The 23,084-nt window shown below is 45.0% G+C and carries 15 protein-coding genes; 9 read left to right on the forward strand and 6 right to left on the reverse strand.

Annotated elements, in window-relative coordinates:
- Positions 1-3 precede the first annotated feature (3 nt).
- Entirely contained in the window at positions 4-867 is an 864-nt protein-coding gene (locus MHN32_RS12800; RefSeq protein ID WP_174170171.1) for a LytTR family DNA-binding domain-containing protein, read from the reverse strand.
- 167 nt (positions 868-1,034) lie between these two features.
- On the opposite strand from MHN32_RS12800, the gene MHN32_RS12805 reads away from it, so the two are divergent.
- Both MHN32_RS12805 and MHN32_RS12810 read left to right on the forward strand, forming a co-directional pair.
- Positions 1,035-2,237: an acyltransferase gene (locus MHN32_RS12805; RefSeq protein ID WP_239421886.1), complete on the forward strand. Its 1,203-nt coding sequence runs from the start codon at positions 1,035-1,037 to the stop codon at positions 2,235-2,237.
- A 137-nt stretch (positions 2,238-2,374) separates the two neighbouring features.
- Positions 2,375-5,800 carry a GMC oxidoreductase gene (locus MHN32_RS12810; RefSeq protein WP_239421888.1) on the forward strand — a complete coding sequence of 1,142 codons (3,426 nt, stop codon included), beginning with the start codon at positions 2,375-2,377 and terminating at the stop codon, positions 5,798-5,800.
- 303 nt (positions 5,801-6,103) lie between these two features.
- Here MHN32_RS12810 and MHN32_RS12815 read toward each other — a convergent pair whose 3' ends face one another.
- The 4 genes from MHN32_RS12815 to MHN32_RS12830 form a co-directional block, all read right to left on the reverse strand.
- A complete protein-coding gene (locus MHN32_RS12815; RefSeq protein ID WP_239421890.1) occupies positions 6,104-8,071 on the reverse strand; it encodes a TonB-dependent receptor in 1,968 nt (655 codons plus the stop codon).
- Between the two features lie 139 nt (positions 8,072-8,210).
- Positions 8,211-8,987 (reverse strand): LytTR family DNA-binding domain-containing protein, encoded by a 777-nt coding sequence (locus tag MHN32_RS23855; protein WP_239421892.1) that lies wholly within the window; start codon positions 8,985-8,987, stop codon positions 8,211-8,213.
- A 132-nt stretch (positions 8,988-9,119) separates the two neighbouring features.
- The gene (locus MHN32_RS12825; RefSeq protein ID WP_239421894.1) at positions 9,120-10,445 is read right to left on the reverse strand and encodes an ATP-binding protein; all 1,326 of its coding nucleotides are present in this window, start codon (positions 10,443-10,445) and stop codon (positions 9,120-9,122) included.
- An 11-nt stretch (positions 10,446-10,456) separates the two neighbouring features.
- Positions 10,457-11,869, reverse strand: a complete 1,413-nt coding sequence (locus MHN32_RS12830; protein WP_174170175.1) for a sigma-54 dependent transcriptional regulator — start codon at positions 11,867-11,869, stop codon at positions 10,457-10,459.
- 249 nt (positions 11,870-12,118) lie between these two features.
- Between MHN32_RS12830 and MHN32_RS12835 the strand changes: the two genes are divergently transcribed.
- From MHN32_RS12835 to MHN32_RS12865, 7 genes are all read left to right on the forward strand, one after another.
- Entirely contained in the window at positions 12,119-13,372 is a 1,254-nt protein-coding gene (locus MHN32_RS12835) for an efflux RND transporter periplasmic adaptor subunit (RefSeq protein WP_174170176.1), read from the forward strand.
- A gap of 10 nt (positions 13,373-13,382) precedes the next feature.
- Positions 13,383-14,090 carry an ABC transporter ATP-binding protein gene (locus MHN32_RS12840; protein ID WP_102057788.1) on the forward strand — a complete coding sequence of 236 codons (708 nt, stop codon included), beginning with the start codon at positions 13,383-13,385 and terminating at the stop codon, positions 14,088-14,090.
- Between the two features lie 2 nt (positions 14,091-14,092).
- Positions 14,093-16,489: an ABC transporter permease gene (locus MHN32_RS12845; protein ID WP_239421896.1), complete on the forward strand. Its 2,397-nt coding sequence runs from the start codon at positions 14,093-14,095 to the stop codon at positions 16,487-16,489.
- A 228-nt stretch (positions 16,490-16,717) separates the two neighbouring features.
- Positions 16,718-19,132: an FtsX-like permease family protein gene (locus MHN32_RS12850; protein WP_239421898.1), complete on the forward strand. Its 2,415-nt coding sequence runs from the start codon at positions 16,718-16,720 to the stop codon at positions 19,130-19,132.
- A gap of 122 nt (positions 19,133-19,254) precedes the next feature.
- Positions 19,255-20,601 (forward strand): 3-deoxy-D-manno-octulosonic acid transferase, encoded by a 1,347-nt coding sequence (locus MHN32_RS12855; RefSeq protein WP_239421900.1) that lies wholly within the window; start codon positions 19,255-19,257, stop codon positions 20,599-20,601.
- A 2-nt stretch (positions 20,602-20,603) separates the two neighbouring features.
- The gene (locus tag MHN32_RS12860; RefSeq protein WP_239421902.1) at positions 20,604-21,632 is read left to right on the forward strand and encodes a glycosyltransferase family 9 protein; all 1,029 of its coding nucleotides are present in this window, start codon (positions 20,604-20,606) and stop codon (positions 21,630-21,632) included.
- The gene (locus MHN32_RS12865) at positions 21,629-22,753 is read left to right on the forward strand and encodes a glycosyltransferase (RefSeq protein WP_239421904.1); all 1,125 of its coding nucleotides are present in this window, start codon (positions 21,629-21,631) and stop codon (positions 22,751-22,753) included. The genes MHN32_RS12860 and MHN32_RS12865 overlap by 4 nt, the downstream gene beginning before the upstream one ends.
- A gap of 53 nt (positions 22,754-22,806) precedes the next feature.
- On the opposite strand, the gene MHN32_RS12870 is transcribed toward MHN32_RS12865, so the two are convergent.
- A complete protein-coding gene (locus MHN32_RS12870; protein ID WP_239421906.1) occupies positions 22,807-22,986 on the reverse strand; it encodes a transposase in 180 nt (59 codons plus the stop codon).
- Positions 22,987-23,084: the final 98 nt, after the last annotated feature.

Consider the following 23,084-nt stretch of genomic DNA (forward strand, 5'->3'; position numbering starts at 1 on the left):
CATTTATTCAAGGCCTAGTTGGTGCTTAAATTGTGTTTTATAGGTTCGCGAGAGCGTTAATACTTTCCCACTTTGCAATGCGATTTCACTGTCACCGCTGGCGAGCGGCGTAATACTCACCACTTTAGACACATTAATAGCAAAAGAGCGATGAATACGCACGAAGCCAACGGGGTCTAAGCGCTGACATAAAGTAGCAAGCGTTGAGCGTAGCGGATAAATGCGGCCATTTACGTGTAGATTGACGTAATTTCCAGACGACTGTAACCACTCAACCTCTTCAACTTTAACGATAAATTCTTTACCAAGCTTACGTACCAATAAGTGATGAATAGGTTTGTGGAGTGTTTCACCTTCATCGCTTTCTTGTTTTATCGGAGATGCTTCACCAAGCATATGGGAGACACTAAATTGATAACCTTTTATGAGTGCAATAAAGAACACCAAACTCCATGCATCTTTTTGATATTCATAGATAAGTTCAAACCAAGAAAGGTGAAAGTTGTAATCTAGTTGCAAACTAAAATAAATCGTTTCACGTAATAACACCATGATGCCAACATGGCCAAAACAAAATAACAGTGAGGCCATAAAAAAGCTAAAAGCGACGTTAACAGGTTTATGCCACTGCCAAGGAAATGCGTTTAAATACCAAGATATGACAGGAATTAAGGCTAGACTGGCAGCTGCACTGGTATATTCCCACACGAAAGGTTCCCACAGCGCAAAATCTAGCAGCGCATCTCGCTTGGCATCCATGATCAGAGTAATGGCATTTAAGGTGTTATTAATCGCCAGAAAGAGGGCGAGTAATGCCATTGCCATCAAAGGGTGGTATTGCTGAATAAAGGTACGTGAAAACATCATGGTTTGAGTTTTTCTTTTACTCTAGCAACTGGACGCAAAGCGGTCACTTATTTTATCCCTCTATTCCACGGTTTATCCCTAGCTATTGTTATTTAAGCAAATTTCGTTTGTTTGTACGCTGTATTGGCGCACTGTAGGGGTAAGTTTACTTTCAAAAAGAAAATAACATGGATCATTTAAATCGGCGAGTAGAGCTAGACTGGCTGCGTGTTATTGCATTTACAATACTCATTTTTTATCACACCGCTATGTTATATGTACCTAACTGGGGTTTTCACTACAAAAGTGCTTATACTTCGGTTTGGCTAGAATATCTGATGTTAGTGATCTCACCATGGCGTATGTTGCTTATCTGGTTTATCTCGGGAGTTGCGCTTAGATATATTTTTGATAAACAAGGAGCATGCACAGCCATGCTCTTTCGTACTCCTTTGTTATTGCTCCCACTATTATTTAGCATATGGGTTGTTGTGCCAGTGCAACTGTACGCAGAAATGCAGAAAAATGCTGGATTAACGCTCGGGTATGTTGATTTTTACAAACAGTTTATTGATTTTAACAGCCCTTTATTTAGTCAATATCAAAGCGGTATTTGGCCCCATGTCGATGTCAATCACTTGTGGTATTTGCGAGAATTATGGCGTTTTACTTTGCTCCTTGCTGTACTGCATATCGTCTTTAATTCTAAGCTTCAAGTAATGCTCCGGCATTGTATCACTTTGCGCTGGTTAACTTATCTACTAAGCGTGCTGGCTTTTGCAAGCTTACTCTGGGCTCAGTTGGCATTAGAAGGTGATAGCAAAAGAGAATTTCAGGGGTTTGTTTTTCTGCTCGCAGGTTATCTGCTTGCTAAGCATAATCGGTTTTGGGCTTGGCTTGCTCGACAAGGTAAAGTGCTGCTGTGGGTTTGTGCAGTCAACGCCATGATTATTTTGCTTTTATATCACTTTTACTGGTTGCAGCAAGACACGCGCACTACCTTCATTACTTGGGGTGGGAGTCTTGTGTTGGTGTTACAGCGTGTGTGCGCAGTGTTGTTGATATTAGCATTAGCGGCGCGTTATCTTAACCGTCCTCATCCACTGCTTACGGGGCTCAATAAAGCGGTGTTTCCCATTTATCTCTGGCATCAAAGCGTGATTATTGCCTTGGCGCTCTGGCTGAGCCGTTATCAACTCGGTGGTGTGCCTGAGAGCCTGTTGGTGATCACAGGAACACTGCTATTTTCTGGATTGTTGTTTTGGCTGGTGCCAAAGCTGGGCTCCCTTGGGTTGATGATGGGGTATCGCGCAGCCTTGCTGACAAACAATAAAATTCTTTGGGGGGTGGGGTGTTTGTTATTGTTGCCGCTGATCCTCCGGATTATTTAACCAGTGTACTGCACCATTGTGCAATAAATGCTCTACTCTTATTGCTAGGGTCAGTATGCCTCCGATGGAGGATACTTCACGGATAGCATCGCCACGGTCAAGGTGGTGAGCGAAAATAAGAAGAGGGAATCAAGCAAATGAAACCAATTTCTTCACCTCTGGCGGCAATTCAGCCGCATTACGATGTACTTGTTATTGGTAGTGGTTATGGTGGCTCTATCGCTGCGTCACGCATGGCGAGAGCCGGAAAATCAGTCTGCCTACTTGAGCGAGGGCGCGAGTTTTTAACGGGAGAATTTCCGGATACCGAGTTGGAGGCCGCTGGTGAGTTGCAGTTTAATAGCCAAACAGGGCACAAGGGCTCTCATTTGGGATTATTTGATATTCATATGCACCGTGAACAGAATGTCGTCGTCGGTTGTGGCTTAGGTGGTACCTCTCTTATCAATGCCAATGTTGCTTTGTCCCCAGTAGATGCAGTACTGAGAGATCCAGTATGGCCACACGCGATCCGAGATGATGAGGATGGTTTGTTGGAAGAGGGATTCTCGCGGGCTCGAGAGATGCTGAAGCCTGCCTTATACCCTGAACATTACCCAACTTTGAATAAACTTAAGGCTCACCAGCAGTCGGCAAATGCATTAGAAGCCCCCTTTAATAAAGTACCAATCAATGTATGTTTTGCGACCCCAGAAGGTGGCATCAACCATGTGGGTGTTGAGCAGCAAGCATGTAATAACTGCGGAGACTGTGTGTCTGGTTGTAATTTCAATGCCAAAAATACCACTCGAATGAACTACTTACCGGATGCTTGGAATCATGGCGCAGAAATTTATTGCCAGGCCAGTGTGCGCTACCTTGAGAAAATCGACTCTGGTTGGCGGGTGTTTTACCAAGACATGGGAACCGGCGCAGAGTGCTTTTCTGCTGAACCGTTATTTGTTGAGGCGGATCTTGTGATTTTGGCTGCAGGCACGCTGGGCAGTAATGAAATTTTATTGCGTAGCCAAAGTCGCGGTTTGGCTATCTCTTCGCAACTTGGTCAGCATTTTACTGGTAATGGCGATATGTTGGGTTTTGGCTATAACTGCGACAGCGAAATTGATGGTGTTGGGGTTGGTAACCTAGAGCCTGAAGACAAAGCGCCTACAGGGCCTTGTATCACTAGTGCAATCGATCTTCGTGAAGCGAGCGAACGCGCGCAACAAATGATTATTGAAGAGGGAAGTTTACCCGGCGCCATGGCGGGAGTGTTACCAACTGCGCTTGCAAGTGCTGCGGGTGTAGTTGGGCTCGACACGGATCATGGTTTTTATGACGCTTTGGAGGAGCAAGCGAGAGTATGGCAAAGCCAATGGCGAGGCGCTTATCATGGTGCGGTAAAACATACTCAGACCTACTTAGTAATGAGCCATGACGATAGCCAAGGTGTCATAACTTTAGAGCAAGACAAGTTGAACATCCGTTGGCCAGAGTTAGGATCTCAGCCTAATTTTCATCATGCGAGTGAAAAGCTGCTTCAAGCGACAGCGGCGCTCGGTGGCACCTATGTTAAAAACCCAATTTGGTCACCGTGGTTGAATAATCGCTTGGTTACAGTTCATCCTTTAGGTGGCTGTCGGCTTGCTGAGACGGGTTCCGAAGGGGTGGTGAATCATAAAGGGCAAGTGTTTACAGGAGAGAGTGATGCCTGCTACGACTCGCTCTATGTGTCAGATGGTGCCATCATTCCAACGTCGCTTGCGGTCAATCCGCTGCTTACGATAAGTGCATTGACGGAGCGCTGCTGTGCACTTATCGCCAAGGACCATGATTGGCAAATTGACTATCAATTGCCATCAAGCCGCTCCCGTAGCGCTGAGCCGACTACAACAGGGTTGGCGTTTACAGAGCGCATGCAGGGCTATTTTAGCCGCGTGGTAGAGCCAAGCATTACCTCTTTACAAACCTACTTGGCTGCCTATCAGCAGGGTCAAGAAACAAACCAAACGCTGTCGTTTGTATTGACGGTCACCTCGACGGATCTAGAGGTGATGTTGACCGACCCACAACATAAAGCGCATATTTCGGGTCGCGTTGAGTGCAATCTGCTTTCTGATAAACCACTGACCGTTCGCAATGGTGAGTTTCGTTTGTTTGAGCGTCAGGCCTTTCCTCCAAATACTCGGAAGATGATCTATAAAATGAATTTAACGGCGGAGGATGGCAAGCAGTACTTCTTTAATGCCTTTAAGTTAATCAAAGACGACCCTCACTCTCTCGATCTTTGGGATGATACTACAACCTTATTTGTTGATATTCATGAAGGAGAAGATACTCAAGGGGCCGTATGTGGTCACGGTATTATGAAAATAGCGCCGATTGATTTTGTGACGCAGCTTGCCACTATTCGTGTAAGTCATGCCGAGAGTAAAGCGGCTCGCTTAAAAGCCATCGCGCGCTTTGGGCAATTTTTTGCGGGCACACTATATCAAAGTTACGGCAGTATTTTTTACCAAGAAAAAACGCACAGTGGTGAATTGGTGCGCAAAAAGCGGCCGCTAAGGGCTCCAACACCTGAAATATACTTGTTTGATACAGCTGATCATGTGCAGCTATCGCTGACTCGTTATCGTGGCGGTGACAAGGGCCCAGTTATGTTAGTGCATGGTCTGGGAGTTGCTTCGAGTATCTTTTCCACCGACATGATTGATACCAACTTAGTCGAGTACCTAGTCGCTAACCAATATGACGTGTGGCTATTGGATTATCGAGTCAGTATTTTGTTGCCTGCTGCCGCAAAGCAATCAAATGGCGATCAGGTAGCGAAATACGATTACCCTGCTGCAGTGAACAAGATCCGAACCATCACGGGAGCAGATAGTATTCAGGCGGTGGTGCATTGTTATGGTGCTACGACCTTCTTTATGTCTATGCTTCGCGGCCTTTCAGGGGTTCGCAGTGTTGTTGCATCACAAATTGCGGCGGACGTCGTGGTACCGATGGCAACAAAAATGAAAACAGGTTTACACCTCCCCTCATTTTTAGAAAGGCTGGGCGTAGACTCGCTAACGGCGCGAGTACCACAGCAGAGCAATGGGCTTGCCTCTTTGTATGATAAGGCGTTAGGCTTGTACGCGCTCGCTGAAGCACAGGGGCGATGCAACAATGACAGCTGCCATCGCGTGACCTTTATGTACGCCTCCTTATACCGTCATGATCAGTTAACCGATTTGCTGCATGAGCATATTGATGAACTATTTGCCGAAGCCAATATTCAAACCCTAGAGCACCTTGCTGCAATTTGTCGCGCAGGAAAACTGGTTGATGCAGATGGCAAGGACGTTTACATGCCACACATCAACCGATTAAACGTGCCGACGCTATTTATTAGCGGGGCAGATAACGAATGCTATTTACCTGAGAGCACGAAAAAAACCTATGAACGCCTTTGTCTTGCTTTTGGTGATGCTCAGTTTACGCGTAAGGTGATCCCCAATTACGCGCACATAGATTGTATCTTTGGGCGTCAGGCTGATGTAGATATTTTTCCACATATTCTCAATCATTTAGAGCGATATTAGGGCCTGTTGACCTTTGCTGTTTGACTTTTGTTCTCCTGAGTGTGTTTTAGTCGCGACACTCGACTTGCCGCCTAGTAATCTAGGCAAAAGTTGATCAACAATGAACAAAGCGCACTCAGGTGAACCCAAAAGGCAGCGCTTGATTGGCATTTCTACTGTGTTATCGCCTGACTCACATAGAATAACTATGCTACGCCGGCTCTGCCTTGTATAAATACCAATCAAACTGCTGCAAAAACAAACTTGAAAGATAAACAGGCCCTAGTCAGGACACTAAAGTCGGTAGGCACAATTAGTATCGGCCTACCAACTTCCGCTTAGCGTGAACGCAAACTCAGGTGGTACACGTTCACGAATCGTTTCCACGGCGCTTACGCTATCTGCCCGTGAGGTGTTGTAGTACAAGCGTCGATATTCGTATCTAGACGTGAGTGGCGAAGCTTCTAGATTGAGCTTAACTTGCTGGCTTACTTGAAGCTGCGCTTGCAAAGTCAATTGCAATGAGCCTGCTTCAATAAATTGCTCGTCGGGATAATATTCGCGATAACTATCCCCACTGGAAATCTCTGCGCTCCAAGAAAAGCGATTAAAGCTTTGTCGAAATTGCACGCTAGCCCTATGTGGAACAGTCCCATTAATCGCACGTTTTCCTGTGAGCGCGTCACGGTATGATGCGTCTCGATAACTATAATCAAGATTGAGCTGACTGTTGTTGATCCAGCTTGATAAGTCTAGATTAACTGCACCATCTAGCCCCCAAAGCGCGGCATCCCCGGCATTTGCAACTATGCTTTCACCTCGATTATCTTGCTGATATTCATGCACATCTTTTTGCCACTGATAAAAAGGTTTAACGTTAAAACGCCATCTTTCACCTTCTTCAATATCAATTTGCAGCGCAAGTTCAGTGTACTGCATTGGCTCTATTTCTAGGTTGCCAAACTGTAAGCGGCCAAATCCTGCGTTGAGCTCTGGTAAAAAAAGTGAAAAATCGAGCTGTTCCACTTCATGTTTTAAGGTGGCCGTAAGCTGAATGTGTTTTGTCGCGTCATAATTTAATCGCACCAACGGCTTGGCGATGAGATGCTGAATATCTTCACTCTTACTACTATTGGTCGAAAGTGTTGCCTGCTCGGCTGCCAGTTTGCTGTATAACCGCCATTTCGGTGAAAGCGACCAAGTAAAAGCAGCAAAGGGCTCAAAACTTAGCTCTTTTATCGTGCTGTGTAACTGCTCCTCGGGCAATAGTGTGTTGGCATTTACGCGATTGATACTGGCCTCAAGACCGTACTCCGAGACCGCGTCGTTTACCATCAGGCGAATTACTCGCTCGTCAGTACGCTTATACTGTGTAAAGCTCGGTGTTGAAAGTTGCGCAGAGAGACCATCAAGCATATGTAACTCATTCTTTTGTTTTGAGTAGTAGCCTGTAAGCTGTGTGCTCCAGCGCTGACCTTGCCACTGCCTATCGATAGACATTTCGCTAGTGTTTGTTTTATCGCGCTCTTGCGAAAACGCAGATTCAACATCGCTGGATGAAGTTGGCGTGCGGTACAGCCATTCGTATTGCGATTGCAAGTTGTCTTTTACAGCCTGAACATTGAGCGTTAGGGCACCATCCTGTATGGTTTTGTGGCTGGTAAGTGAGAGCGTTATTCGCTCACTTTGCTCTTTAAATGTTTCTTCGCTCTTTTCTTCGAGAGTATTACTAGATGCGAACAGCTGACCTTGGCTGGTGCTTTTATACGGCTCATCTTGAACTTGAATATGACCGCTATGTGTCCATTGCTCTATAGGTAATGCAAATCCCGCCATTGCTGTTATGCCAGTGGAGGCACTGGCATTTATTGCACTGCCTAGCTGCCAATTATAGGCATTGGTTTTTTCATCACGAATGATGTTAACAACTTGATTATATTGCTTAAGTGAAGGGAATGGGTGGTGACTTAGGTACACTTCTAGCGCAACGATTTGGTCAACGGGAAGTTGTTTTAAATACTTCGAGACCGATCCAGACTTTACGCGGATCTCCATGCCATTTAATAAAATATTGGCAGAACTGCCTCCGAGGCCGCGCTCACCACTTCGTTCTATGAGTGTGAATGACGGTAAGCGCTCGATGGCTGTAAGTGCATCTTGTGCTGCAAACTGTTGCAGTGAACTTCCAGCATAAACACTCGGTTTAGCGTTATCCATATTGGCGTAAACGCCGCTACTTATGACGCTCATTAAAGCGTAATAGGCCGCCGTGGAGGGATGAAATCGCGTCATTGTTCCTCTTTGAATAAAAAGCTCTCCATTGCGCTATTAAAAATAAAAAAGCAGATAAAACAAATTATTAGGTACGTAAGGTGGTTCTATGGGACGGATCGACGGGAAACCGTAAGCGGGTTCACGTTGCCCGCTGGTGTTATGCGGCCTGAGAAAGTGTATCGAAGCGTGACTTTAGTGCTTTCTTGTAACCTTTACTCAAGCCAATTTGCGCGCCCGTTGATAACTTGATGATGGCATTGCCAGATGCTTTGGTGATGATACGTTCAACATAGGTCAAGTTAACCAAATAAGAGCGGTGGGTGCGCACAAACATATCGGTTGGCAGCATGGCTTCAAACTGAGATAGGGTTGCTCGCTTGAGGTATTGGTGCGACTCGGTGTGAATTTCAACATAGTTTTTAGCAGCCACTATATGCACTATGTCTTTGATCTGTACAAATGACTTATCGCTGCCTAAATCCACAAGCAAACGTTGATTTATCGCGGTGCTATTGTTTTCTTCGTTGCTTTCAATACGGATAAACTTGTGCCAAATCATAAAGCATACGTAGATCACCAGCGGGTGTAATGGCGCAAAATAATACAAGGTATAGGGAATATCATCGCGATAAACGAGATAGTCGAATCCAGCTTGTATAGACATGCTCAGCACGAATAAAACCGAGCAGCAAACGAGGTAATTGCGCCAACATACCTCATTCTGTTGGCTGAGTTTATTTAGCCATAAGAAGAGTATAGGTGTGTAAATATACCAAAGCCCCCATTCCTGCAAGGCCCACCAGATAGGGTTATTCAGCCGCTCACTTTCTATCTCAACCCAATCGTGCAGCAAGTCGATTGCGGTTAAAAATATGATGACGGCAGTCCAGCCAACTCCAGTAATAGTAAGAATAGGTTTGTATACGGTGTGCACGAACTTTTCCCTAAATTAGATACTTCTAGTTTACCGACTTTTTATAAGTTCACAAATCCTCAAAGCTAGACCTAGCCTGTAGTCTTATTTGCCTTTAACTAAAGATAAGCCCTTAAGCAAAGCTCAAGTGAGTTAACCAAATACGCATCTGAAGCATGCGCCTTGCTCGCGCTTAAGATAAATTAAGTCGCCGCCATGATTAATCATAATTTGTCTCGAGAGGCTTAAGCCGATCCCCGAGCCTTGTTGTTTAGTGGTAAAAAACGGCACGAAAATCATGTCGACTACATGTTCGGCAATGCCGGGCCCATTATCGCTTATTTCTATATAGTGCTGGCCTGCGTTATTGGCTCCGGTCTTTAATACCACTTGGCGGGTGTTTCGCTGATCTTCGGCATTGCGCTGCTGCACCGCTTCTATGGCATTTTTGGTTAAGTTAATAAGTACTTGCTCAATTTGAGCCGTGTCTAACATCACCAGTTGGGAGTGGCTAACATCAAGCTGTAAGTCTATGTTCGCTTGATGACAGCTTTGTTGATGTAACTGATAGATGCCCTCTACCAGCGGCGCAAGCTGGGCAGGTTGCAGCGCTGGGCTGGGTAAATTACTCACCGTTCTAAAACGGGCGATAAAAGCGCCCAGATACTCAGTGCGTTTTGCCAGTGTTTGCAACGCTAAGGCGAGGTCTTGTTTATCTTCTTCATCGTCAAAACTCAATGTGTCGGGCAAGAGTCCCCCACAGGTTTGTGCAATGGATGACAGAGGTGTAATAGAGTTAGCTACCTCGTGCGTAAGCACTTTGGTGAGGCGTTTATAGGCTTGCTGCTCTTTGTTTTGTAATGCATCACGAATGGATTGTAAGGTGACAATTTTACGAATTTGCCCTTGGATCTGCGCTGACGTTATTTGTATAGACAAGTTATCTTGTTGCTCACCATATTGCCAATTTGCTATCGTTTTCAAGCTCTTATCGCATTCATTAACCAAAGGTGCAAGATGGTCTAAGTCTTGACTTTGATTAATGGGTTTACCGAGTAGGCGGGTTACCGCTGGGTTTGATTCAATAACCTTCCCTTCGCTGTCGAACACCAAAACCGCTAAGTCGATATGCACTAGCAAGGTTTGTAAAAAGTGAGCTTGCTGCTCGGCGCTCAACCGCGCGCTTTGGATCCGCGTTTTGATCTCTTCTAAGTGTTGCCGCATTGGGTGATGTTGGCTTAGTCCCAAGGAGCTATCGCCATTGGCTAAAGACTTAAGTACAAAACCCATGTGCTTGTTTTGCTTGTTAAATTGAAAGTATAAGGTTGAAATAAACGTGATGGTAATAAGGGTGATCAACAGCCAAGTTGCCGAAAAGCCACCTTGTATATACAAATATAGCGAGAGCCCACTGGAAATTACTAGACCAATGATAGTAAAGAAAAAAACAAGGATGGGATGGTGAGCAACGCGTGTCATTTCTTTTCTTCCTACAAATCGTACTTTTCTAAGCGACGATACATTGCCCCTCGGGTTAACCCGAGCGCTTTGGCTGCGTTTGAGACATTGCCTTGATAATGCTTGAGCGCTGCACGCACCGTATGTTGTTCAATTTCTTCAAGGTTGAAAGTGCCTTCAAAAGTGAGTGTATTGGTGTCCGAGGTATCTTCCATACTTGCTTGTGCCGCCGTGGGATTAGTGCCAATCACGGTACTGATATCCAAAAACTCGGTTTCACTTAAGATCACCGCACGTTCGATAGCATGTGCGAGCTCTCTGACATTACCGGGCCACGGGTAGGTTTGTAGACATTGCATGTCGCTGCTATTTACCTCAAGCTGCCTTTTATACTTGTGGCAAAAGTGTTCAAGGTAGTAGTTTACGAGCAGTGGAATATCATCGACACGCTCGCGAAGCGGTGGCAGACGGATCTCTATGGTATTGATCCGATATAATAAATCTTGCCTAAAACGACCTTCATCAACCGCTTGTTGCAGATTATCGTTGGTGGCACAGATAAGGCGTATGTCCACTGAAATAGGCTTATTGCCGCCTACAGGAGTGACTTGTCGATTTTGTAGCGCTGCAAGTAGCGTTGTTTGTTGGCCCATCGGCAGGTTGCCCAATTCGTCCAAAAACAAGCTCCCCTCGTGTGCGAGTTCAAAGCGACCGACCTTATCGCTTTTCGCATCGGTAAACGCCCCTTTTTTATGACCAAACAATTCGCTTTCAAACAAATTTTCGGAGATAGCACCCATGTCTAGGCTGATAAAGGTATTGTCGCGACGCATACTCGCCTGATGAATGGCGTGGGCGGCAAGCTCTTTGCCCGTGCCACTTTCGCCGGTGATCAAAATGTTGGCATCGGTGAGTGCCGCGCGTTCGATGGTACTAAATACCTTTTGCATGGCCGAGCTTTGGCCTAAAAAAGCAAATTGATGGCTACCACTGGATTGATTGAGTGCCTGATTTAACCCTTGCGTCTGACGAGTGAGCTTACCAACCTGTTGTTTGTCTTTGGCATGCGCAAATGCGGCGGCAACCGCACCGAGTAGTTGGTCGTTTTGCCAAGGCTTAGCGATAAAGTCGGCGGCGCCTGCTTTTATCGCGTCAACGGCAAGCTGAATGTCACCATAGGCGGTCATTAACAACACCACGATGCTTGGGTCTTGCTCGACAATTTTCTTTAACCAATAGAAGCCCTCTTTGCCACTAATAGCATCTTGGCTGAAGTTCATGTCGAGCAAGATCACATCTATTTGCTGCGATGTAATCTGCGCTTCTATATCAAAGGGGTTATCTGTGGTGATGATGGTTTGGTAATGCTTTTTTAGCAAAAGCTTTGCTGCAATTAATATATCGCTGTTGTCGTCGACAATTAATATGGTGCCTTCCTGCTTCATATCCTGATCGCTTTATTTTTCTTTTAGCGTACCGCAATCGTTTAGATCTCGTCTACGAAAAGTGTTCATTTATGGACACTTTGTTATTTTTGATGTGTTCTATTTCCGGACACTTATTATTCTTAGAATATAATGCTAAATGCCTAACATTTTGTAATTGCTAATAAAATTAAGCTTGGCACGGTGCTTGATATTAGTCATACATATTCGATAAAACGATTTAACCGACTAACAACAAGAGGCGTGATTATGGATAAGAAAATAGAGCGTTCAGGATTACAAAAACATCTTAAGAAAGCGGTGGCAGGTGGTGTATTACTGAGCATTGCAGCAGCGGCACTGGCATTCAATAACACTGCCTCTTCAGGTCGTAGTCAAAATCTCGCACTGAGTAGCCTTACGGTGAGTACCGTAAGCAAGGGGGCGTTTGTGGACGCACTAAGCTTACGTGGTCAAGTCGTACCAAAAACCACGATTTACTTAGATACCATCGCCGGTGGTCAAGTGGAAGAGCGCTTGGTGGAGCAGGGTGAGTTTGTTGAAGCGGGTCAGCCATTAGTGAGACTGAGCAATACCAGTTTACAGCTAGACGTGATGAGTCGCGAAGCACAAGTAACAGAGCAGCTTAACTTCCTAAGAAACACCCAAATGACCATGGAAACCAGTCGCCTTAATTTACGCCGTGACTTGCTGGAAATTGACTTACAAATTAGCCATTTGGAACGTCGTTATAAGCAATCCAGGCCACTCGTTGAAAAAGGTGTGCTGGCAACCGACAGATTGTCTGAAATCGAAGACGATTTACAGTATTACAAGGCCCGAAAGGAGCTGACGTTAGAGCGCCAAGCGCAGGAAAATTCAATTCGTAAAGTGCAAGTAGAACAGCTAGAAGACAGTGCTGAGATGTTACAGAAGAACTTGCAATTTGCCCGTCAAAATCTCGAAAACCTACTGATCAAAGCGCCGGTATCGGGTTACTTGAGTGAGCTGGATGTTGAAATCGGTGAGTCAAAGAGTAAAGGGGCACGGTTAGGCCAAATTGACATTCCGAATGAATACAAGTTGGTTGTCCGCCTTGATGAGTTTTATTTAAATCAAGTACAACCGGATATGGCAGTGAATGTGATGTTAGACAGTGGCTTAGTCAGTGCCAAGGTGAGCAAAATTGATAGCCGTGTAACGCAATCACAATTTCAGGTAGAAGTGGCGTTACCAAGCGGCCAAAGCGACATTAAACGCGGCCAAAGCATAGATGTCGAACTGATGCTTGGCGGCAACAAAGAAAATGCCTTATTGCTAAAACGCGGTGCCTTTTTTACAAGCTCTGGCGGTAATTGGGTATACGTGTTGGCAAGTGATGGCAAAACCGCCGAGCGTCGTGACATTCGCTTAGGTAAAAAGAATCAAGATTATTACGAAGTGTTAGATGGTTTATCACAAGGTGAGCAAGTGATCACCTCAAGCTATAGCAACTTCGACAAAGCGCAACAACTCAATTTCTAAGGATATAACAATGATAAAACTAACTAACCTAAACCGTGTATTTTGTACTCAAGACGTTGAAACGACTGCGCTAAACGATATTAACCTAACTGTTAATGAAGGTGAGTTTGTCGCCATTATGGGCCCGTCTGGGTGTGGTAAGTCTACTTTATTGTCCATCCTAGGGATGTTGGATTCACCGTCATCTGGGCAGTTTGAGTTTGCGGGCACGGACATTGCGGGCTATAGCGAAAAGCAGCTCTCACAGCTACGTAAAGCGTCTATTGGTTTTGTATTTCAAAGCTTTAACCTGATTGATGAGCTGACGGTTTTTGAAAATGTCGAGCTACCGCTGCAATACCAAAATATCTCAAAAAGTGAACGTAAGCAGCGTGTAGAGCAGATTTTAAAACGCGTTGCCATCGACCACCGCGCTGATCACCTACCACAGCAACTTTCTGGTGGTCAGCAGCAGCGTGTGGCGGTTGCAAGAGCGCTGGTTATTAACCCTAAACTTATCTTAGCGGATGAGCCAACGGGTAACTTGGACTCCAAAAACGGCGAAGAAGTCATGGCGATGTTACGCGAGCTAAACCGCGAAGGCACAACCGTGATCATGGTAACGCACTCAGAAAAAGAGGGGTCATACGCGGATAGACTTGTACGCCTTCTCGATGGCCAAGTGATGTTAGACAAAGCCAACACGGTGGTGCAACCACAAAAATCAGAGGTGGCATAACGATGATAGTGAATTATCTAATAACAGCATTGCGTGCTTTTAAGCAGCAAAAACAGCATTTTATTTTAAATGTACTTGGGCTTAGTGTGGGCTTAGCCGCGGCAATTTTGGTCGCACTGTTTGCAAAAAATGAACTATCTTACGATAGCCAGCAACCTCATGCTGAGCGTGTGTATCGAATTGCACAAGACTATTCGCAATTAGGGCTTGGGGTCGTTCCTATTTTTAATTACATCAATGGCACTCGAGCACTTGAATATAGCCAAGTTGAAGAGGTTTTTGCGCTGACGATGGTGGAGTTTACTCGCGAAGCTGAAGTAGATGTGACAGTAAAAAATCAAGGTTTTAAACTGAATGACCTTTATGGCGCAACTGCAAATATCGAGAATTTTATCGATATGGAAACGGTGGCAGGTAGTCTAAGTCGCGCCATGAGTGTACCGAATAGCATTGCATTGAGTAGTTCAGAAGCTCAGCGTATTTTTGGTCGCACAAACGTGGTTGGCGAGACTCTACAGCATAAAAACGGCCAATATACGGTAGGTGCAGTATTTACAGATTTACCTGAAAACACGCATTTTGGCTTTAAAAACCTAGTGTCTGTAGAGCATGATCCAGCCAATACGGATATAACTTCTAGTTATGTTTATTTAAGATTGGCGCCGCAAACAGATGTTATTGCTTTGGAAAGCATACTGACTGAGAAATATTATTTCGGTGATTTTAAGGGTCGCTTATCGCTGCAATTACACCCCTTAACGGAGCTTCACTTTACTGCAAAGTCGCCGTTTGAAATGAAAGTGGGTGGTGCGAAACAAGTGGTGATGATCTGTGTTGGTTTAAGCGTGCTGCTGATCCTTATCGCTGGCTTTAACTTTATTAATATGACGGTTGCACAGTCGACCAAACGTGCAAAAGAAGTGGGTGTACGCAAGGCGCTTGGTGCCAGCAAGTCGCAATTAGTTGCACAGTTTTTATCTGAGTCTGTACTCGTGTCATTGCTTGCAATGACAATAGCCTGTGTTTTGGTCGAGCTACTATTGCCAAGTTTCAACAATCTAGTTGGCCGTGAATTAAGTATTGATTATGCATCTATGTTTAGTGTCGTAGTAGTCGCGGTTGCCGTCATCGTGGGTTTGTTGGCGGGTCTCTATCCTGCATTTTTTATCTCATCTTTTAGTGCTAAACGCGTACTAAGCGGAGATTTACAGCGTGGGAGTACCGCGATTTGGGTGCGCAAAAGTCTTTTAACTGTACAAGCAGCACTTGCGGTTGGGTTAATTATTGCTTCGATAACGCTACAGTACCAGTTGGCACATTTGCAAAATTTACCGCTTGGTTACGAAACCACACAGCGTTTGGTGGTCTCAGAAGTGCCCGTTAAAGCGGCTTTTACAAAAGCGCCAACGTCATTAGTTAAACAGTTCGCGGCGATTGAGGGCGTTGAACATATCAGTGTGATAGATACGCAGCTGACTCGCTCGATTAATAACACCCTAGTACCAACGTGGCCAAATGGTGAACAGTCGCAATCCTTAACGCCAGTTATTGGCACAAGCTACGAGGTAGTCAAAGGGTTGGGGTTAACGCTACTTGCAGGTCGAGACTTTAGCCGAGAGTTTGCCGGTGATTGGTCAAATCGAGTTAACGGCGTAACCACAATAGGCACCATTATTACCGAGTCGGTCGCTAAGCAAGCTGGCTACAGTAATGTTGCAGATATTATTGGCAAAACTATCAAAGATACTGGCCGCAACGTAGAGATGCGAGTGGTTGGCGTCGTCGCTGACGTCAAAGTGGGGAATGCACAAGAAGCGAGTTCTAATATTATGTTTTTATTGGGGTTTACTTATTTTAATCCAACATCTGAAGTAATCTTAACGATTAACCCGCAGTATTTAGCACAGATTCGACAAGACTTGATTAGTGTGTTGGCAAAAACCGCAAACGTGTATGAACCAGAGATAAATCTACTTTCAGACAGTTATAGGGCGGTACTTAGTGGTGATGAGCGTATCTCTAAGGTAGTACTTATCTTCACCGCGCTAGCTGTATTCTTAACCTGTTTAGGCACTTTTGGATTGGCATCCTTTGCAACGGTTCGCCGTCAAAAAGAAGTAGCTGTACGCAAAGTCTTGGGGGCATCACGGCTAAGCATTGTGAATATCTTAGCAAAAGAGTTCCTGATTTTGGTGGGAGTCAGTATCGCCATTGCTTATCCGGTAACTTATTGGCTCGTTGGTGATTGGCTTGCAAACTTTAATGACCGCATTGAGCAAGCAATGTGGGTTTATGGCGCAGCAGCGTTGGTGGTTGCCGGTATCACTTGGTTGACTGTGGCGACACTTGCCTTTAAAGCCGCGAGTACGCGTCCGTCGCTGATCTTGCGATATGAGTAAATTAAATTGGTAATCACTCAAGAAATTGCGGCCTAATTTAGGCCGCTTTCATCATTTATTCTTTGGTGTTTTCATCGCCAATATCGGCACGACCATTTCTGCTTTTGAATGGTGTGAATATACTGCTACAAGCAGTCATTTTTTAAAAGTGAGTCACAATCGCAAGTGGAAAAATCAAGTGACTTTGTACTGGATATCTTTATAAAAAATAACTAAAAAGGATCTTCTATGCTCACTTCATATTTGAGTACGGCAATTCGGGTAAGTAAAAAGCAAAAGCTACACACACTGCTCAATGTCATCGGTTTCAGCATTGGAATTGCTGCTGCAATTATCGTGGCTTTATTTGCCCAAAGTCAGTTGATTGTTGATAAACATCAACCTGATGCAAATCATGTTTATCGAGTACATTTAGATTTGCGCTCTGTGGGTGTGGGCGTGCGCGGTGCGATTGACCCTAGAATGCCGCTGCTGATGCAAAAGCACAGTCAAATAAAGGAGCTGTTGATTATTAGTCGGATTGAATCGTTACAATATAGTGGCGAACCAATGGCGGATATCGTGAAGGTTAAAGATCAGCGCTTTAAGCTCAAAAAAGCGTATGTTGCGACGCCAAATTTGGCTGAGTTTGTGAATATCTCAGTATTACATGGAGACTTAACTCAGGCCCTTTCTCAGCCCAATCTTATCGCCCTTAGTCAGACAGAATCAAAGCGCTTGTTTGGCGACACAGATGTTATCGGCAGGCAACTTGAATACGATGGGGGAAGCTATGAAGTGGCTGCTGTTTTTGCGGATTTAGAAGCAAATACACACTTTGATTTTGATGTGCTGATGTACTTACCCAAATTGCAGCGCGGTCCTTTTAGTAGTCATGTGTATTTAAAGTTGCAGCCAGAAGCAGATCCTAACGCGTTAGCCCAAAAGATGACGCGCGAGATGCAAAAAAGAGCTAAAAACCCGAACTTCAAAGACATCCAGTTTCAGTTTATTCCATTGACCCAGTTGCATTTTTACACCAATGGTACCGTAGAGATGAAGCAAGGCGGGTCTTATTTGGCACTGCAAGTGAGCGTTGTGCTGAGTACTTTACTTGTGATCATAGCCAGCGCTAATTTTATTAACTTCAATATTGCCAGTGCTGCAAAGCGTGCTAAAGAAGTCGGCATACGTAAAGCGCTAGGTGCCAGTAAGTCGCAACTCGTCACACAATTCCTGTCAGAATCGTTACTGATTGTGCTGTTTTCAGGGTTTTTAGGGGTTGTAATCGTTGAGTTGGCATTGCCGCACTTTAATCAGTTAATCGCGCAGCCCCTGACATTGGTATACAACTCTCTATTTATGCTCGGTCTTGTAATTACATTGACAGTGGTTGGTTTATTTTCTGGGCTATATCCAGCTTTATTTATCTCGTCATTTGGCGCGAAAAAAGTGTTAAGTGGCGATTTTAGTCGAGGGCGTTCATCAGCAAGGATCCGCAAAATAACCTTATGCTTACAAGGTGCGATTGGCGTAGGGCTGATAGCAGCTATCAGCATGCTCTATCAACAAATGATGCTGGTAAAACAGTTGGATGTAGGTTACGAAAAAGCACAGCGAATTATCATTCGAGAATTGCCCTCAGAGCTGATCTATCAGCAACAAGGAAACGCATTGCTTGATGAGTTAGGCCAGATCTCAGGTGTGGCTGGTTGGACATTGAGCGATACCAATTATGCAACCGCCATTAACGGTGGGATGCATTACACTTGGCCAAATGGCGAAACCTATGACGGCATGTTAGCAGTAATCAATACGGGTTATGACGTGATTGATGTACTCGGGTTAAAGTTGATTACTGGGCGAGGCTTTAGTCGCGATTACGCTGGAGATTGGTATCGTGAACAGCAAAATGGAGAAGCGCATGTCGCGATCCTGATAACCAAGAAAATGGCTCATTTAGCGGGATATGAGAAGCTTGATGAGGTAATCGGCGTCACTGTTACCGTACCAAGGCGAAAGTTGACAGCCAAGGTTGTGGGCGTAGTTGAGGATATCAGAATTGGCTCTGTGAATAATGCAGTACAACCTACTTCATTGATGCTTGGTCATGTTGATGGTGAAACTGCAAATGTGGTATTAAAGATCGCTGAAGGCATTAATCCAGATAACGTGATCACTGAAATTGAACAAGTTCTTGCTGCACATCTCAATCGTCGTGATATAGAAGTTCAGTCTCTCAATGATGAGTTCTTGGCGGCCCACAAGAATGAACTCTATACGCTTACCATGCTATCTATCTTTAGTCCTTTAGCTATATTCCTGACCTTACTCGGAACATTTGGATTAGCGTCATTTACTACCTTGCGTAAAGAAAAGGAATTAGCTATCCGTAAAGTGTTAGGCGCTTCACGTATTGGGTTAATTAGCTTGGTTGCTAAAGAGTATTTGTGGTTATCTGCATTGAGTATGGTACTTGCAGTCCCGCTGACGTATTGGCTAGTTGGTGAGTGGCTTAATCGCTTTAATGAGCGGATAAATCAATCTATATGGATTTATGGAGTCGCAGGCCTACTTGTGATCTTGCTTACTTGGCTTACCGTTGTGCTCGTTACCTACAAGGTTGCAAGCCGGCGCCCCTCATCAGCGCTGCGCTACGAGTAGCTGATAGCAATTTTTAAAATAGACCACTTAATAAAGCAAGTTGGTATAACTCGCTGTCAATTTAGTGTCAAAAACCATAGTTACACTGGGGTTAATTCAGGCTTGAATAACAAGGTGTAGCTATGGCTAAGGTTAAGACAACCTCTCGTCTTCGTAGAAGATCAGCTAATTCACTTTGGATTGGTGTTTATAACAGTATCCTGTTGTTGTGTTTACCTTTGATTGCGCTGATCTTATTAAAAAAATGGCTACGTAAACCGGGTTATAAAAGGCACTTTTTACAGCGCTTAGGTGTCTACGATTGTAAACGTTTACCCGCCTGTATTCATTTACATGGCGTCTCCGTTGGCGAATGCGCCGCCATTGCTAAACTTATTCCTGAGCTGCGTAAACAGCATCCTCATTTACCCATTGTTTTTACTTGTACCACGGTTGCGGGTTCCAACTATATTGAGCGCAACTGGGGGGAGCAAGTCATTCACACTTATTTGCCACTGGACTTTCAATTGACAGTTGGTGCGTTCTTGACGCATTTTAATCCGGTATTGACCATGTCGGTTGAGATGGAGTGGTGGCCGAACCTTATTCGCCAGTCGCGCAACCAAGGCAGTCGAGTGATGCTGGTAAATGCCCGCATGACCGACAGATCAAAAAATCGTTATGCCAACATGTTAGGTCTTTTTACCTTTATGGTGTCCAAGGTGCATAAAATCCTGCCGCAAAGCGAGCTCAGTTATCAAGCTTTTCGCGAGTTGGGTGTACCACCAGAAAAACTGATGATGTGCGGTAATATCAAGTACGATTGGCCAGAAGTTAAACACGCCGACCCAACGCAAAAACCCTCTCAGCTGACATGGATTGCGGGGAGCACGCATGACACTGAAGAAATAGCGGTGGTCGCAGCGCACAAACAGTTGTTACAGCAAAATCCAGCAGCTCAGCTAATTATCGCACCGCGTCATCCTGAAAGATTTGATGAGGTATGGCAGCTGCTGCAAGCAAGCGGGCTGAGCTGTCAGCGTTACTCGCACGCGCCAACACTAACGGCAAATACGCAAGTGTATCTGCTCGATACGATGGGCAAACTATTTGCGTTTTATCGTGATGCCCATGTTGCCTTTATCGGTGGCTCGTTAGTTAAGCTCGGTGGTCACAACCCTGCCGAAGCCATTGTCCAAGGGGCTGCCGTCGTAATGGGAAGTAGTCGACGAAATTGTGAAGATATATGTGCGCCGCTGAGTCAAGCTGGTGCACTTGTTGAGGGTAACGAACCACAGCAAATAGCTAAAGAAGTCATCGGCTTTTGGCAAAATAGTGCTGCAACAACACAACAAATACAGGCTGGGCAAGCTGCTATCGCAAAGCATAATGGCGCACTACACACAACCACATTGCAAGTTTTATATCAGTTAAAGCAGGCGCAACGGCCAGTTCATAGTACCCGATTACATCCAATGGTGATCAGATAACAATGCAATACAACAATATCCTTATTGTCCGGCTCAGTGCCATTGGTGATATCGTGATGGCGTCAGGCCTTATTTCTGCACTAAAGGCACGTTATCCAGAAGCAAAACTGAGCTGGTTAGCAGAGCCTGCTGGCGCGACCTTGCTGCAACAAAATCCATTGCTAGATGAGGTGATCCTGTGGCCTCGCAATGAGTGGCAAAAAGTGCGAAAAGCACAGGGGATCATAGCGCTACTTAAGCAAGTTAATAGCTTTAAAAAGCAGTTGGCTAGTCGACAATTTGACTTAGTGCTCGACGCCCAAGGACTCCTTAAAAGTGGCGCGCTAGCTTGGCTAAGTGGCGCTCAATATAAGGTTGGGATCAATAGTCGCGAGGGCAGTCAGTGGCTTATGAATAAGGTAGTGACCTCGCCTTGGTCTGCTGATATCAGCTCGGAATACAGAGCTGCAGCGAAATTTTTTGGTGCGCCAGAAACGGCATTTCAATACTCGCTCATTGCCTCGAAAGAGACACAACAACACACAAAAGCACTGCTATTGGAGCATACTCAAGGTCAACCTTATGTGGTGTTTTGTCCGTTTACAACGAGAGCACAGAAACACTGGGTAGATGGGCATTGGTGTGAGTTGTATAAACAAGTAAATCAGTCTATTTGTGCGCATATTATTATATTGGGTGGACCAAGTGATATCGTTTATAGCGAGCGTTTAGAAAAACAGATGCCAGGGATCATTAATCTAACTGGGAAAACGACATTACTTGAGTGCAGCGAGATCATTCGGGGGGCAAAAGGTGTGATTGGCGTTGATACTGGACTGACTCACATGGCGATGGCGCATCATACCCCGGTTATTGCATTGTTTGGTTCAACCTTACCGTATGAAAACACCTTCAATCCAAATGGTCGCGTGTTGAGCGATAAACTTGCTTGCTCACCATGCAAACGCCGGCCAACCTGTGAGGCTCGTTTTGATTGTATGGTGGGGCTCACGCCACAAAGAGTGTCGAGCGCACTGGGAGAAGTGCTATGAAAGTTCTGCATATTGAAGCGGGTCGTCACTTATATGGCGGCGCACAACAAGTGGTGTATTTAACTCAAGCGTTACAGCAAAAGGGCATTGAGAACGTACTGGTTTGCCCGCCTAATAGTGAAATGATTGCAGCCGTTGATAAGCAAGTTGTTGTGGATCCTGTGAAAATGGCAGGCGATCTCGATGTCATGCAATGTTTGCGTTTACGAAAGACTATTGCCCATCATCGGCCTGATTGTGTTCATATTCACAGCCGTCGAGGGGTTGATACTTGGGGATTACTTGCCGCTAAGTTGCTTAATGTTCCTGTTATTTTATCGAGACGAGTCGACAACACCGAGCCACGCTGGTGGTCAAAATTAAAGTACCCAGCCTACGATAAAGTTATCGCTATCTCAGAGGGGATCCGCCAAGTATTACTCTCACAAGGTGTTGCCTCTGAGCAAGTAAAGTTAGTCCACAGTGCCGTCGATACCGAGCGCTTTGCACCAAATAGTGCGGAGCGGCAATGGCTGCTTGATGAGTTTGAACTACCACAAAATGCCTTGGTTGTGGCTAATTTTGCGCAACTGATAGAGCGCAAAGGGCAGGATGTGATCATGCGTGCAGCCAAACAACTCATTGCTGAGCATCCTAATTTACGTGTATTACTGTTTGGCCGAGGGCCAAAGCTGCAACAGTATCAAGCGCGTATAGATGAGCTGGGGCTGCAAAAAATTGTCCAGCTGGTGGGATTTCGACAAGACGTAGCGCGTATTTTACCGGCGGTTGATATTGTTGCACATCCAGCATCGATGGAAGGGCTAGGCGTAGCGTTATTACAAAGTAGCGCATCTGGCGTGCCTGTCGTAGGCTTTACTGCCGGTGGCATTCCCGAAGCGGTTGCGCACAATGAAACCGGATTACTTGCTCCGATTGGTAATCAAGCTCAGTTTACTCAAGATCTTAATCGCTTATTGCAGGACCCGATTTTACGAGAGCAAATGGGCCGTAAAGGTCGCGCTAAAATGTGCAGTGAATTTGCCATTGAGGTGATGGCGGAAGGTAACTTGTCGGTGTATCTAAGCGTGTTAACTGAGTTGGGAAGAGACCCTTTAACCAGCCAATCACAGAAAGTGTGAGTTCCAATAAAGGTAATCACCAATGCGGCTTACTAGCTTGGTTCTTAGTGGGTTTACAGCAATATGCTAGGCAATGGTATGCCTATCTTCTGTGGATCTGAGCTGATGATAGTAATACGCGCTTTGCCAAATTCTGTGTTTAGCAGGTTAGCTGTTCCGCCTTTTAATTCTCCAACAATCTTACCAAGTTGTGTATTGCCAAGCGTCAGTAAGCCATGAAAGTGATCAGGCATTAATACCAATTGAATTAATTCTCTAATCAATTTGAAGGGTGAAATAGCATATTAGCTTCGTTAAAAATTTCTCATTTAGAACAACTAAATAGCAAAAT

The organism is Pseudoalteromonas sp. Of11M-6 (assembly GCF_022347905.1).
GTDB lineage: Bacteria > Pseudomonadota > Gammaproteobacteria > Enterobacterales > Alteromonadaceae > Pseudoalteromonas.